General features: G+C 37.0%; 12 protein-coding genes, 2 tRNA genes and 2 pseudogenes. 2 read left to right on the forward strand and 14 right to left on the reverse strand.

What is annotated here, in order from left to right:
* The 6 genes from lon to AC1DJR_RS04755 form a co-directional block, all read right to left on the reverse strand.
* Window positions 1–2067: endopeptidase La (gene lon, locus AC1DJR_RS04730; protein WP_477002119.1), on the reverse strand; the 2067-nt coding region annotated here is incomplete at its 3' end.
* Window positions 2068–2252: 185 nt separating this feature from the next.
* A complete protein-coding gene (lonB, locus tag AC1DJR_RS04735) occupies window positions 2253–3923 on the reverse strand; it encodes an ATP-dependent protease LonB (protein WP_477002120.1) in 1671 nt (556 codons plus the stop codon).
* A 106-nt stretch (window positions 3924–4029) separates the two neighbouring features.
* The gene (gene clpX / locus AC1DJR_RS04740) at window positions 4030–5289 is read right to left on the reverse strand and encodes an ATP-dependent protease ATP-binding subunit ClpX (protein WP_000472285.1); all 1260 of its coding nucleotides are present in this window, start codon (window positions 5287–5289) and stop codon (window positions 4030–4032) included.
* A 264-nt stretch (window positions 5290–5553) separates the two neighbouring features.
* Window positions 5554–6831, reverse strand: coding sequence for a trigger factor (tig, locus tag AC1DJR_RS04745; protein WP_429688097.1), 1278 nt, complete (start codon window positions 6829–6831; stop codon window positions 5554–5556).
* Between the two features lie 310 nt (window positions 6832–7141).
* Entirely contained in the window at window positions 7142–8140 is a 999-nt protein-coding gene (locus AC1DJR_RS04750) for a hypothetical protein (RefSeq protein ID WP_477002121.1), read from the reverse strand.
* A 198-nt stretch (window positions 8141–8338) separates the two neighbouring features.
* Complete coding sequence (locus tag AC1DJR_RS04755; RefSeq protein WP_001983650.1) at window positions 8339–8587, reverse strand: hypothetical protein; 249 nt, start codon at window positions 8585–8587, stop codon at window positions 8339–8341.
* Between the two features lie 315 nt (window positions 8588–8902).
* On the opposite strand from AC1DJR_RS04755, the gene AC1DJR_RS04760 reads away from it, so the two are divergent.
* Window positions 8903–9517 carry a PH domain-containing protein gene (locus AC1DJR_RS04760; protein ID WP_000473869.1) on the forward strand — a complete coding sequence of 205 codons (615 nt, stop codon included), beginning with the start codon at window positions 8903–8905 and terminating at the stop codon, window positions 9515–9517.
* 322 nt (window positions 9518–9839) lie between these two features.
* On the opposite strand, the gene AC1DJR_RS04765 is transcribed toward AC1DJR_RS04760, so the two are convergent.
* Window positions 9840–10037: a cytoplasmic protein gene (locus AC1DJR_RS04765; RefSeq protein WP_477002122.1), complete on the reverse strand. Its 198-nt coding sequence runs from the start codon at window positions 10035–10037 to the stop codon at window positions 9840–9842.
* Window positions 10038–10176: 139 nt separating this feature from the next.
* Here AC1DJR_RS04765 and AC1DJR_RS04770 point away from each other — a divergent pair.
* Window positions 10177–10464, forward strand: a pseudogene (locus AC1DJR_RS04770) (DUF6572 domain-containing protein); the annotation flags it as partial.
* 169 nt (window positions 10465–10633) lie between these two features.
* On the opposite strand, the gene AC1DJR_RS04775 reads toward AC1DJR_RS04770, so the two are convergent.
* The 7 genes and pseudogenes from AC1DJR_RS04775 to racE all read right to left on the reverse strand — a co-directional run bounded on the left by AC1DJR_RS04775 (window position 10634) and on the right by racE (window position 14713).
* Window positions 10634–10707, reverse strand: a tRNA-Arg gene (locus AC1DJR_RS04775).
* A 1-nt stretch (window position 10708) separates the two neighbouring features.
* Window positions 10709–10782 (reverse strand) — tRNA-Gly (locus AC1DJR_RS04780).
* 108 nt (window positions 10783–10890) lie between these two features.
* The gene (locus AC1DJR_RS04785) at window positions 10891–11394 is read right to left on the reverse strand and encodes a metallophosphoesterase (protein ID WP_088034135.1); all 504 of its coding nucleotides are present in this window, start codon (window positions 11392–11394) and stop codon (window positions 10891–10893) included.
* A gap of 13 nt (window positions 11395–11407) precedes the next feature.
* The gene (locus AC1DJR_RS04790) at window positions 11408–12016 is read right to left on the reverse strand and encodes an XTP/dITP diphosphatase (RefSeq protein WP_477002123.1); all 609 of its coding nucleotides are present in this window, start codon (window positions 12014–12016) and stop codon (window positions 11408–11410) included.
* Between the two features lie 11 nt (window positions 12017–12027).
* Window positions 12028–12765, reverse strand: coding sequence for a ribonuclease PH (gene rph, locus AC1DJR_RS04795; protein WP_131246687.1), 738 nt, complete (start codon window positions 12763–12765; stop codon window positions 12028–12030).
* A 131-nt stretch (window positions 12766–12896) separates the two neighbouring features.
* Window positions 12897–13758: pseudogene (locus AC1DJR_RS04800) on the reverse strand (GerMN domain-containing protein).
* Window positions 13759–13888: 130 nt separating this feature from the next.
* Window positions 13889–14713, reverse strand: coding sequence for a glutamate racemase (gene racE, locus AC1DJR_RS04805; protein ID WP_048517140.1), 825 nt, complete (start codon window positions 14711–14713; stop codon window positions 13889–13891).
* Window positions 14714–15075 lie beyond the last annotated feature (362 nt).

Below are 15075 nucleotides of genomic sequence, written 5' to 3' on the forward strand. Positions count from 1 at the left end.
AATAAGTGCCGTTGCCATCGTAATACCTGCTGATGGTCCATCTTTTGGAACTGCTCCTTCTGGAACATGAATATGAATATCGTTTTTCTCATGGAAATCCGGATCAATATGAAGTTCTTCTGCACGAGAACGAATATAGCTAAACGCGGCTTGTGCGGATTCTTTCATAACATCCCCAAGTTTCCCTGTTAAAATTAATTTCCCTTTTCCTGGYGCTACAGACACTTCAATTGCGAGTGTATCGCCGCCCGCTGCTGTGTAAGCTAAACCTGTTGCCATACCAACTTGGTCTGTTTTTTCAGCTTGACCATAACGGAATATATGCTTACCAAGTAAATCAACAATATTTTTCTCTGTTACAACAATGCGCTTGCGTTCTGCTGTAACGATAATTTTTGCTGCTTTACGGCAAACTTTTGCAATTTGACGCTCTAACGTACGAACACCAGCCTCGCGTGTATAATAACGAATAATTTCAAGAAGCGCTTCATCACGTACTTGCAAATTACCTTTTCGCAAACCGTGCTCTTTTAATTGTTTCGGCAATAAATGCTCACGAGCAATGTGCACCTTTTCAAGTTCTGTATAACCAGCAATCGAAATGATTTCCATACGGTCAAGCAATGGGCCCGGAACACTTGCAAGTGTATTAGCAGTTGCAACGAACATAACTTTCGATAAATCATATGGCTCTTCAATGTAATGATCACTGAAGTTATGGTTTTGTTCTGGATCTAACACTTCAAGTAACGCCGCTGATGGGTCTCCCCTRAAATCGTTAGACATTTTATCAATCTCATCTAATAAGAAGACTGGATTAACTGTTTTCGCCTTTTTCATACCTTGAATAATACGTCCTGGCATCGCTCCTACATATGTACGACGGTGACCACGAATTTCAGATTCATCACGCACACCACCAAGAGAAACACGTACAAAATTACGGTTTAACGATGTTGCGATAGAACGAGCTAACGAAGTTTTCCCAACCCCAGGAGGTCCTACTAGACAAAGAATTGGCCCTTTTAATGAATTCGTTAACTTCTGTACAGCTAAATATTCAAGTACTCGCTCTTTCACTTTTTCAAGACCGTAATGATCTTTATTTAAAATTTCTTCCGAATGAGTGAGGTCAATCATATCCTCTGTTGCTGTTGTCCATGGGAGAGCTAATAACCAATCAATATAATTATGAATGACACCACTCTCAGCAGAACTTACAGGTAATTTTTCATAACGATCTAATTCTTTCAGTGCAGCCTTCATTGTTTCTTCAGGCATTCCCGACTGTTCAATTTTCTCACGAAGTTCTTCAACTTCCCCGCCCTTGCCTTCTTTATCACCAAGTTCAGTTTGAATTGCCTTCATTTGCTCACGTAAGAAATATTCTTTTTGCGTGCGCTCCATTGAACGTTTCACTTTTTGTCCAATTTTCTTTTCTAGGCTAAGTAACTCTTGTTCATCTTGAATAATTGAAATAAGTGTATGTAGTCGTTCTTTCACAGATACAATCTCTAAAATCTCTTGTTTCTGCTTCGTTTTAATCGGTAAGTGAGAAGCAATTAAATCAGCTAGTCTTCCCGGTTCTTCTACATCAGCTACCGTTGCAAATGTTTCATTTGAAACTTTTTTCGAAACTTTAATATATTGTTCGAAATGCTCCAGTAACGTACGCATAAGAGCCTTCTCTTCTAAATCATCTTCTACTTCTTCCGTTACCGTTTTAATAGAAACTTGCACTATATTTTCTTCTTCGATAAACTCAACTACTTCTGCTCTATGTAAACCTTCTACAAGGACACGAAGCGTACCGTTCGGCAATTTTAACATTTGCTTCACTTTCGCCACTGTACCTACACTATATATGTCATCTTCTTTCGGATCGTCGATATTCATTTCTTTTTGCATTGCTAAAAAGATGATATTTTCATCCATTGCCGCCAGCTCTAGTGCTTGTATCGATTTATCACGTCCTACATCAAGATGCAGAACCATCGTTGGATATACGAGAATGCCTCTTAATGGTAGGAGGGGCACAATTCTTTCATTCGTATTCATACTAGACATAGCACCTCCATAATAAATTAAACTCCTGTTCAACTATTTTATATTACAATACATCTAGATGCAATTGCAGAGATTCTTCGCAATTGTTAATCCCCTGTTTTTTTGTGCCTCACGAAAAGAAAAAAGACTCCGCTTAAGCATACAAACTTAAACGAAGTCTGGCAAATTTTTATTATTGTATATTCTCACATTGATTGTGCATCTKTTTCGYCCAAATCATTATGTGCATCAAGCTCACGATGCAYATTTTCCTGCATAAATGTTAATTCAAATACTTCTTTTAATTTGCGAACAGGAATGATCTCAATTCCCTTTATTGTATACAAAAATGGTTGCATGTTTTCAGCCGGAATGATGACTTTCTTAGCTCCCGCTTTTTTCGCAGCTTTTATTTTTGCGTACACACCACCAATAGGCTTCACTTCTCCGTGGATACTTATCTCACCTGTCATCGCTACTTCATTATTCACATACGTACGATGCACTGCTGAATAGACACCTGTTGCCATAGCAATACCTGCTGAAGGACCATCAATCGGGATACCACCAGGAAAATTAATATGTATATCATACCCTTCTGGCAACACATCTAGAGAACGAAGTACTGTTAACACATTATCAACAGAACCTTTCGCCATACTTTTACGACGGATTGATTTCGTTTGATTTCCAATACTTTCCTCTTCTACAATTCCAGTGACATTTACTGATCCTTTATCTTTCGCAGGAATAGCTGTTACCTCAATTTCTAATAACGCACCTGTATTCGGCCCATATACAGCAAGCCCGTTCACAAGACCGATTCTCGGAATTGGATAAATACGTTTTTCGTACTTTGGTGTAAGCTGACTAGAATGAACAACCCACTCAATATCTTCATCTTTAATGAAAGGTCGTTCTTCATTTATCGCCATACCAGCAGAAATTTGCACGAGATTAATTGCTTCTCGCCCATTTCTTGCATACATTCCAATCATTTCGATACCGTTCTCACCTACTTGCATCTCCACTTTGTCAGCTGCATTTTTCGCTACTTTTTGAATTTCTTCTGTATCTAACTCACGGAAGAACACTTCTAAACAACGCGACCTAATTGCTGGAGGAATTTCCTCTGGTGAACGTGTTGTTGCACCAACTAAGCGAAAATCTGCAGGTAAACCTTTTTGAAAAATATCATGTATATACGTTGGAATCATCGAATTTTCTTCACTATAATACGCACTTTCCAAAAACACTTTCCGATCTTCTAACACTTTTAGCATTTTATTCATTTGAATTGGATGTAATTCACCAATCTCATCAATGAACAAAATACCACCATGCGCATCTGTTACAGCCCCTTTTTTCGGTTGCGGGATACCCGCTTGTCCCATTGCACCTGCTCCTTGATAAATAGGATCATGCACTGAACCAATTAATGGATCCGCAATACCACGCTCATCAAACCTAGCTGTCGTCGCATCAAGTTCGATAAATGTTGCATTTGTACGAAATGGAGATTTCGGATTTCGTTTCGCTTCTTCTAATACAAGGCGTGCTGCCGCTGTCTTTCCGACACCTGGCGGACCGTATATGATCACATGTTGCGGATTAGGACCACAAAGAGCCGCTTTTAACGACTTAATCCCGTCTTCTTGCCCTACAATGTCTATAAAGGATGTAGGACGTACCTTTTCCGCAAGCGGCTCTGTTAAAGAAACCTCACGCATTTTACGAAGCTGCTCTAATTCTTTTTTCGATTCTCGATCAATTGAAACTTTTTGTGTTCGCTGATTTCGAAGTAAATGCCAAAAATACAATCCGACAATTACGCCAAAAACAAGTTGAACAAGTAAAAATATATTTGTCCAGCTCATAATTCATTTCCTCCCGCTATGTTTTACCTTTTAGTATTTCCTGGGAGGAATAGTGCTAAACATAAAGAAAAACAGCAATTATAAAAATTGCTGTTTCTTCTTCGCATTATGCAGATGTTTTTGTATCAAGTACAGTACCGTCTTGTAACACCAATTTCGGCGGTTCATTATCAGCTACTGTTTCTTTCGTAAGAATACACTTCTCGATATCTTTGCGAGATGGAAGTTCGAACATTACATCAAGCATCAAGCCTTCAATAATAGAACGAAGTCCACGAGCACCTGTTTTACGTTCAATTGCTTTTTTCGCAATCTCAACTAGTGCACCTTCTTCAAACTCTAACTCAACATCGTCAAGCTCCAATAATTTTTGGAATTGCTTAACAAGTGCATTTTTCGGTTTAGTTAAAATATCTACAAGAGCATCTTCATCAAGCGGCTCTAGGTTYGCAATAACTGGAAGACGACCGATAAACTCCGGAATTAAACCGAATCTTAAAAGATCCTCTGGTAAAACGTGAGATAAAACATGCTTCTCATTTACATCAGCATTTTTCTTCTCAGCACCAAATCCAATTACTTTCTCACCAAGGCGACGTTTAATAATAGGCTCGATGCCATCAAACGCTCCACCACAAATGAATAGGATGTTCGTTGTATCAATTTGAATAAACTCTTGATGCGGGTGCTTACGACCACCTTGAGGTGGAACGCTCGCTACAGTACCTTCTAAAATTTTCAGAAGTGCCTGCTGTACACCTTCACCAGATACATCACGTGTAATTGATGGATTTTCGGACTTACGTGCCACTTTATCAATCTCATCAATATAAATAATTCCTTTTTCCGCTTTTTCTACATCGTAATCAGCCGCTTGAATTAGTTTTAGTAAGATGTTTTCTACATCTTCCCCAACGTATCCAGCTTCTGTTAAAGATGTTGCGTCCGCGATTGCAAATGGAACATTTAAAATACGCGCTAATGTTTGTGCCAATAATGTTTTACCACTACCAGTTGGCCCAATAAGTGAAATATTACTCTTCGCTAATTCTACATCATCAATTTTGCTGTTAGAATTAATGCGTTTGTAATGGTTATATACCGCTACCGCTAGTGCTTTTTTCGCGTTATCTTGTCCGATGACATACTCATCTAAGATTTCACGAATTTCTACCGGTTTCGGTACATCTTTGAATTCTACTTCTTCGTCCTTCGCAAGCTCCTCTTGTACAATTTCAGTACAAAGCTCGATACACTCGTCACAAATGTAAACACCTGGACCTGCAACTAACTTTCGAACTTGCGTTTGTGTTTTACCACAGAAAGAACATTTTAATTGACCTTTTTCATCATTAAATTTAAACATATTTTCACACCCCTTACAAAGTGCTAACCTCTTGCCTTCGTATGTACACGATAAATGTATCGTATGTAAATACATATTATGTCACTACGTAGCGAGAAATACAAATAATATGACTAGTTATGTACAAATAAAAAAATTTTAAAACTTTTGAAATATGTATATTCGACTTACAAAGGCACTTTTCCTTCTTCATCGAAAAGTTTTATAAATATATTTCTATCTTTATAAAACAAGGCACGATTAAAATCGCGCCTTGTTATTTTATTATGCAGCGTTGTCTACTAAGAAGTCTACAGCTTTACGCACTTTAAGATCTTCAGATAAAGCGTCTACGCTTCCAAGAGCTTGCTTGATAGCGTCTACTGGCATACCGTACATTTCAGCCATTTTTTCAACTTCTGCAGTTACTTCTTCTTCAGTAACTTCGATGTTTTCAGCTTCAATGATAGCTTCAAGAACAAGATTGATTCTTACACGTTTTTGTGCATCCTCTTTCATTTGCTCTTTTAATTTGTCAGCGTCAGTACCTGTGAATTGGTAGTAAAGCTCAAGGTTCATACCTTGTTGGCTTAAACGTTGCTCGAATTCACGAACCATACGATCTAACTCAGTGTCGATCATAGCTTCTGGAATGTCGATTTCAGCGTTAGCAGCAGCTAATTCTACTACTTCGTCACGTACTTTGTGCTCAGCTTCGTGCTTTTTGCCTTCTTCTAAGTTTGTACGAAGTTTTGCTTTTAATTCATCAAGAGTTGCAACTTCTTCGTCAGCATCTTTAGCGAACTCGTCGTTTAACTCAGGAAGTTCTTTTGTTTTGATTTCGTGAATTGTTACTTTGAATGTTGCTGGTTTACCAGCTAATTCAGCAGCATGGTACTCTTCTGGGAATGATACTTCAACTTCTTTAGAATCACCAGATTTAAGACCAATTACTTGCTCTTCGAAACCTGGGATGAAAGTACCAGAACCGATTGCAAGAGAATAGTTTTCGCCTTTGCCGCCTTCAAATGCTTCGCCATCAACGAAACCTTCGAAGTCGATTACAGCTGTATCACCATCTGCAGCAGTTCCGTCTTCTTTAACAACTAGTTCAGCTTGACGCTCTTGTAAAGCTTTTACTTCGTTCTCTACATCCTCGTCAGTTACAGTTGTTTCAACTTTTTCTACTGCTAAACCTTTGTAATCACCTAATTTAACTTCAGGTTTTACAGTAACTTTTGCAGTGAAAATTAAGTTTTGGCCTTTTTCGAATTTCTCGATGTCAATCTCAGGATGAGCAACTGGGAAGATACCAGCTTCATCGATTGCTTCACCGTATGCTTTTGGTAAGATGATATCTAAAGCATCTTGGTATAAAGATTCAATACCAAAGCGTTGTTCGAATAATGGACGAGGCATTTTYCCTTTACGGAAACCTGGTACATTAATTGTTTTTACTACTTTTTTGAATGCAGCGTCGATAGAGTTATTTACTTCTTTAGCATCAACTTCGATTGTTAAAACGCCAACGTTACCTTCTAATTTTTCCCATTTTGTAGACATTTATTCTTTCCCTCCAACTATAATAATGTATGCACATACCTCTATAGATCAAAATTTTTATTATCTCTTTCTTGAAATAACAAATGTACAAATAACCCTCTAGCAAAAAGCTTTCAGATACAATGTTCCAATCTACTAATTGTCTAAAAGACAACTACGGTATATTTTGTTCGAGACTAATATGAAACATATTAAGTAAGAGAATTATACTCCTCTTCTCTTACAAACAGGCAGATTTCTGCCTTTTGCAACCCTTACATTATAACATAGAATGTGCTCGTTTCAATAACTGAACGATTCTTTTTCATAATTATACGGRCAAATACCCTTCTCTTTCAATGCGCAGTAACCATTGATAGGCAATATGAAATTCCTCAAACTCAATATTGTATGCTGTCATAAGTTCTTCTTCATCAATAGCCAATCCGAAACGCTTTCTTCCAATTCTCTCTAAGACAGCAGCCCAAATTTCTACTTTATCCATTAATAGAGGGAACGGAAAAATGCTAATTTGTAATTCTTTCCAGTATGTAACCATCGTACTAAATATATCTGGATAACTTTGCTCTAATCGGTTTGAGAATTTATGTATAATTTTATCGGATTGCTCCTCATTATGACCTGTAAATGCTGGAATCACCTTTATCGTATTTCCAAACTTCTCTACTTCTATTTCTTCTTCTATTTGATTTTCTACCATTTTATACAAAATAGAAGTTTTTAAATAAGGGTGCTGATCTTCGTCTATTAAAAATTTCTTTAAAGTAGGAAGTGCGAGATCCAGGTCTTTTAACGAAAGTTTCTGGATCACTCTTAGCTTTTGACCAAAGTTTTCTCCAAAAAGCCCATCGGTAAATTCTTCTAATTCAAAATTCGAATCCACTAGCGGTGTATCTTCTTCATTCAGCATCCCTTGCGCAAACAAAGCAAGCTGCGCCAATTTTTCCTTTTGCTCAGGAATTATATCTTTCGTTTGCAAAACTTCCTCAACAGTTTCAATGACACCTTCATAATCATTTGTTTGAACTAAAATAGTTACATACGTTTCAAGAATATCACCAAATAATACARCTCCTGTTTCAAGCAACTGCTCACATTTTTCTTTCGCTTCTTCCATACGTTTTAATTCTAGCAAACAAATAACGGAAGCTAATTCTGTTTGTTCCGTTTCTGCATTATACTGACGTAATATTTCAAAGCAGCGCAATGCATCTTCGAATTCCCGCTCTTTCAACGCTAAAAAACCTTTATCAATATAGCGTTCTGATAGTTGCGGAAACAATACGACCGTATTTTCTTTTTTATCCATACGTCCGCCTCTTTTTCTAGATTTTAATGATCTTCAAAGTAAATATATCAAATGCGTAATAAGAACACAACATTACAAAATTATTTATTTGAAATATAGGAATATTCTATTTTCATAACGAAAAAGCAACAAACTTCTAAATGAAATTCATTTTTCACAAACAAAAACCCTCAGCAACAGACGGCAGAGGGTTCATCATTAATGGAAAGCTTTTATAATTGTGGGGTATATAACAAGGGTAATAATTTGGAGAACAATAATTGCCATAACAATCATGCTAAAATAGAAGATTGGTTTACTTCGCTTCATTAAAAACATAATAATAAGCATCGTACAAGCAAACAAACTTAAAAAGAACAAACTCGTTGTCGAACTAAGTATACCACTCGGGACAAAGAACAATAAAACTACACTACAAGTACCTATAATTCCAAATAACCATTCCATTCATTCACTCATTCCCTTTCCCTCTCATGGCAGTTTTTTCTACGCTACTAAATGTTTTACAACATCAATTACATATGTTAACTTTTCATACGCCACAAACCCAAAAGCTACTGTTAAACCCGTTACGATTAATCCTTTCATCATCTCTTCCTCCTCATTTATCGTTGTTATCTTCATTATATAAGATTAGTAATTTGTTACCATCGAACTTCCTTACACTTACCTTACAGAATTGTAAGATTTCAAAAATAAGTTTAAAATCATGTTAATATATTTTTGTACAATTAAGAATTTAATTTACAAGGGGGATTATATATGTTCAAAAAAATGGCAGCTGACGTTTTAGGATTAAGCGATGTAGGTTCCGTTATCACACCAAAAGATTACGATAAGGTCGATGCTGATGATTACGTAATGCATGAAGATGGGGAGAAAATTTACTTTCTTATTAAATCAAAATCGGATGAATATTGCTTTACAAACAAAGGATTAATTCACCTAGATGGTACAAGTGCCACAAGCAAAAAACGTACATTACGCCGCTTTAGCTATAGTAAATATCAAATTAAAAACGTAGCACTTGAAACTGCAGGAACGATTGATTTAGATGTAGAAATTAAGTTCCAAATGGGAGATGAGCATTATTCAATTGATGTTCATAAAAAACATATTGAAGAATTAAAAGATTTATATAAGGCTTTACTTAAAATAGAAGAAATTTCATACGACAACGATATTACATTGCAGTATGCACATAAAAGTTTAGATATGGCATCTAACGCTTTCAGCCGTATTTCAAACGCACAAGTAAATTTAGCAGAACAATTTAAAGAGATGAATGAGATCGCCTTTAACTGGCTCGTTGATACGAAAAAGCAATATAACGTAAAAGATTATGGTTTTGTCTTTGAAAAATTTATTAATAACTAATTTAAAATAAACAAAAAACCTTGTTATCAAAAGATAACAAGGTTTTTTTAGCGTCCCAGGAGAGATTCGAACTCCCGACCCGTCAATTACCTACGATATATAAACGATTCTTTCATCGTTTGCTGAACGTTCATTTGGGCGGTCAACTGACCGTTTTTGTTAATTAATATTATACGCTATATAGTAGTTCTACGTCAATGTTGAATGCCTTTTTGTTCTATCGATTCCTTATCGAAAATTCTGACGCATTTAGATGAATCCCCTTATCCACGGAATAAAAAATAATCGTCTTAAAATGCGAATCTCGGCGTACCTTTCCGCACTATTTTATATATTTTGATCGCAGCCTTAATACATCTTCTTCGCGAATGCCTGCCGATCCCTTCCTCACATTTTTTACGACAGTCCAATTCGAATTAGTTTCATCGCCGATATTCTGTATTGTAAAGTTGCCGTCACCATATTTTCGGTGACCTTCTGCCAATTTCTCCGTTAWATCATTCTCGTTTGCTCTCGCCATCTTTGCGCCATCTCCCTTTTTATACAACCTTCTTAAACTGTCCAACTAATCACACGTCCAGTCAATTGGAGATCCTCGCTTTCCGCTTCGTTTAATTGTAACACACTGTCGGGGATAAGTTCCGATAACGGCTGCCCAATTAACAATCTTTGATGCTTTAGAGTGGAATAAAAGCGAAGAACTTGACGATGAGCACATTTTACTTCTACAAGACAAAATCAATACATATTTAGGATTCATTGAAAGTGATGAAATCCATGAAAAAGTTCCAAGTACAATAGGAAGAACACAATTCATTATACAAGTGTATTCGCAGAATGAACCTAGTTTTTATGGGAAAAAGTTTTATAACATTGTAAGTGAACAATTAGGAGAATCTGGATATGGATTTGAGTTCCACCATAAACCTATTGATTCTTTAAGTTAAATAAGAGGAACAGGGCGCATAAACGGTGCTCTGTTTTTGATGTACTTTAATCTACTTTATATACTCATTATCATATATTCCATTGTAGTATTTTCACACCTCTTGCACATACATCAATTTTTAGACAAACAAAAAACCTTGTTATCAAAAGATAACAAGGTTTTTTTAGCGTCCCAGGAGAGATTCGAACTCCCGACCGTACGCTTAGAAGGCGTATGCTCTATCCGGCTGAGCTACTGGGACATGGAGCGGGTGAAGAGAATCGAACTCTCGACCAGAGCTTGGAAGGCTCTTGTTTTACCACTAAACTACACCCGCATATGTTATTTTATTTTTCTTCGTTAGCGCCGTTGCCCTATCGACAATATTTATTATATTCATAACTACTTATAAAGTCAACACTTTTTTAAAAGAGGATAATTTTTCTTATCCTCTTTTAAAAATTGCTTGTTCCACCAGCTGTCCATCTAATGTTTCAAAACGAACTTCTATATGATTTTCATCCATTTCTAATAAAGCGAATGTTTTTTCCACACGAGAGCGTGGGAGCAAAATACTTCCTGGATTAATAAATAAAATCCCATCAATTAATTCTGCCCCTAATACATGAGAATGTCCAAAGCATGCTACTTGCACTCCTACTTCTTCTGCATGATACGCTAACGTTTGTAACGTCATTTTCACATTATGACGATGACCGTGTACAACTAAGAAACGAATTCCATCTACATCAGTTACAATTTCATCTTGAAAGTTAGCATAATCACAATTCCCTTTTACAACATGAAAACCTTGCAGTTCTTCGTGAGCAGGCGTTAGCTCTGAATCACCACAATGAATCATGACATCTACTTTCCCTTCGTAATTCTCTTTTAACTGCTGTAATTCCTTCACAGAGCTATGACTATCGCTTACGATTAAAGCTTTCATCAATCTCTCTCCCTTATTCTTCTAAAAACCATTCTGGGATTTTTTCTTCTAATTTACGAAGAGCACGCCCGCGGTGACTAATCGCATTTTTCTCATCTGAGCTTAGCTCCGCCATCGATTTTTTATATTCTTCTACATAAAAAATCGGATCGTATCCAAAACCATTTTCCCCGCGGCGCTGTTCTARRATTTTYCCTTCGCACGTTCCGTTTACAATAACCGGCTCTTTATCMRCTTCAGGGAAAGCAACTGCTAGCGCACAGTAAAAACGAGCTGTACGTTTTTCTAAATCGACGTCGGTTAACCCTTGTAACACCTTATCTATATTCGCCTGATCATCTTTCGGCTCTCCAGCAAAACGAGCTGAATATACACCCGGTTTCCCGTTTAAGGCATCTACAATAAGACCAGAGTCATCCGCAATTACGATGGAATTCAACTGTCTACTAAGACTGTCCGCTTTTAAAATTGCGTTTTCTTCAAATGTTTCACCAGTTTCTTCGACTTCTTCAATATGAGGAAAATCGTGTAAAGATTTCACTTCTAAGTCAAATCTCTCAAATAACTCAGCAAACTCACGTACTTTCCCAAGATTTTTCGTCGCTACAACAACTTGCTTCATATTTTCCACCTCTACTCTATATGAGATACGATGTCACCTAACGCTTCTTTTTGCTTTTCAACAAGTTGGAAAATCCCTTGTTCAGCAGCATCAAGTAATTCATTTAATTCAGCTCTGCTAAACGTCGCTTCTTCTCCAGTTCCTTGCACTTCAACAAACTGACCTTTTCCAGTCATAATAACGTTCATATCAACGTCTGCTTTAGAATCTTCAGCATAATTTAAATCTAAAACAACACCTTGTTCTTCAACAACACCTACTGACGTTGCCGCTAAATAATCTTTCACCGGAATTTTAGATACTTTTTCTGCTTGCAATAATTTTTCAAAAGCTAATACCATCGCTACATAAGCACCTGTAATAGAAGCTGTTCTCGTTCCGCCATCCGCTTGAATTACATCACAGTCAATCCAAACCGTTCTTTCGCCAAGCGCTTCTAAATCAACAACCGCACGTAATGCTCGTCCAATTAAACGCTGGATTTCCATTGTGCGCCCTGTTACTTTCCCTTTACTTGACTCTCTGATTGTACGTTGCTCTGTCGCACGTGGAATCATTGCGTATTCTGCTGTTACCCAGCCTTTTCCTTCTCCGCGCATAAACGGCGGTACACGCTCTTCAATTGTCGCTGAACAAATTACCTTTGTATCTCCAACTTCAATTAGTACTGATCCCTCTGGATGTTTTAAATAATTTGTATGAATATGTATATGGCGTAGCTCTGCTTTTCCTCTACCATCTACTCGCATAAAAATAACCCCCTCATAAATACTCTCATTAGTATAGCCAAATTTAAATGTACGCTATGTATAACAATAAAAGAAGGGGAACTCAAAAAGCAATTCCCCTTTCTTACATAAGTATATCAAATTATTCGCGATTAAAAACTACCTGTATTCACGTTTTGTGGACGATCAACAGGTTTTATTAACTTTTCACCTTTCTCATCCATAAGATTTGCTTTCCCATTCACTTCAATAGAAACATTTTTCACACCTTGTTTTTCCGTTAAAGATAAGACTAACGATTTCAACACATAATTTGAAATCATGTTTTTTTCTGGGTTCACAAATATATTTTCATTAAAGTTTAATGTAATATTTCCGTTCTCCACTTTTGGATTCGTAATAAGCTTAGCTCCTGGATTAAAATCATTTAGTAGCGATCCTTGAATCGGACCTTTTACAAGCTCATCCACAATTGCCGAGTAATCATTTTCTTTTCCTTCTGCAACGCGCCTTGTTACTGGTACGTAATATTGCTGCTTATTATTATTTTGCGCCATAAAGTAAAGTGTAACCGGTTTTGTATGCGTCACATCTGCTACTTGTTCATCATCAAAGTTAATTCCATTCGCACGACTTACACCTTCACCAAGCGGTGTACCCGCAACAGGCATCTTCGCTAACTTTTCACCATTTATTTGGAACTGCACTTGTTTTATTTCTGTAAATTGAGTCAAAGTCCACGCTACTGATTCAACAATTTGACGTTCTTCTTCTTTTGAATAATTTTTCATTTCTTTAGAGAAATCAATTACTGCTGTCCCGCCTTTTTTCAAATTCAAGGTCATCGTCGTATTCGCTGGAAGGACTGCTCGAAATTTCACCTTCTGTATACGTAACTTTTTTTGGCGGATCAATTTGTTCTGTCGCTTTCTCTTGATTTAACAAGCCACACCCTGATAATAAAATCGCACTCACAGTAGCACCAACAACCCATTTAAAAGTGGATTTAGGCATGCCATTCCCCCCTAAAATCTAAGTTTGTACTATTATGTATACGAGCTGTTTCATGTTTTAGAACAAGCTATGGCTACTTATACAGAAAAAACCCCTGATTTCTCAGGAGTTCTCTTATATGAATCTACTATTATTCTATTTCTAAATTGATATGCTTCACATTTTCAATCGGCTGACCGAACCACTTTGATGCAATTTCTTTAAACAGGCCTATTTTACCAGTCGTTAAGAAGAGATGATCACTTTGTTCTTCTCCCTCATTTAGCATCTTACTATGGTATAAAATCGTGCTTACCTCACGCGCTGTTTCATCACCCGAACTAATTAATTGTACTTGATCCCCCATTACCTTTTTAATAACAGGACCTAAAATCGGATAATGTGTACATCCTAGAATAAGCGTATCAATGTCAGTACTTTTCAACGGTTGCAATGTTTCTCTTACAACTTCATACGCCATTTCACTTTCGAAATTCCCACTCTCTACAAGCTCAACGAAAGGTGGGCACGCTAAACTTTCTACCATAACACGGTTATTAATAGACTTTAGCGCCTCTTCATAGGCGCCACTTTTTACTGTTCCAATCGTTCCAATAATCCCAACATGATACGTATTTGTCACTTTTAAAGCTGTACGTGATCCTGGATGAATAACTCCAACTACTGGAATTGGTAATTGTTTCTGCATTTCTTCTAATACAACCGCAGTTGCTGTATTACACGCAATAACTAACATTTTGATATTTAAATCTAATAAATGCTCCGTCATTTCCCACGTAAATTGACGCACTTCTTCACGAGAACGCGGACCATAAGGGCAACGTGCTGTATCCCCTAAATATATAATACGCTCTTTCGGCAACTGACGAATTAATTCCTTCGCTACTGTTAAACCGCCCACTCCTGAATCAATAACACCGATCGCTCTATTCAACTTAATCACCCGTTTTCTCATTCATCATCTTTTATGTTTATCAGTATATTTTACACACTTTAAGTTCGCTAACTTAAAGTGCCCCTGTATAAAAATTTTCATTTGTACCTATATAGATCAGGACCTTTTTTATTTTGCTCCTTTTTTTCATAATTTGCAAGACAGAAAAATAACCGACCTTCTATATGAAAGTCGGTTTCTTCTATATAAAATACGCATTTACCCCGCTCTTTGCCGGACAGTAAGACCCCCACCTCAAAATTCAGCGAAAGCAAAGAAGTTATATGGGGGATCGGGCTGCCCGTAAAAGCCCGATTGGTGGGGGCTAATAATTAGTGGGGGATGCCCCCCACTAATTAAAGTTTCACTTTATTGCTCCATCT

The organism is Bacillus sp. 05T31, assembly GCF_056396725.1.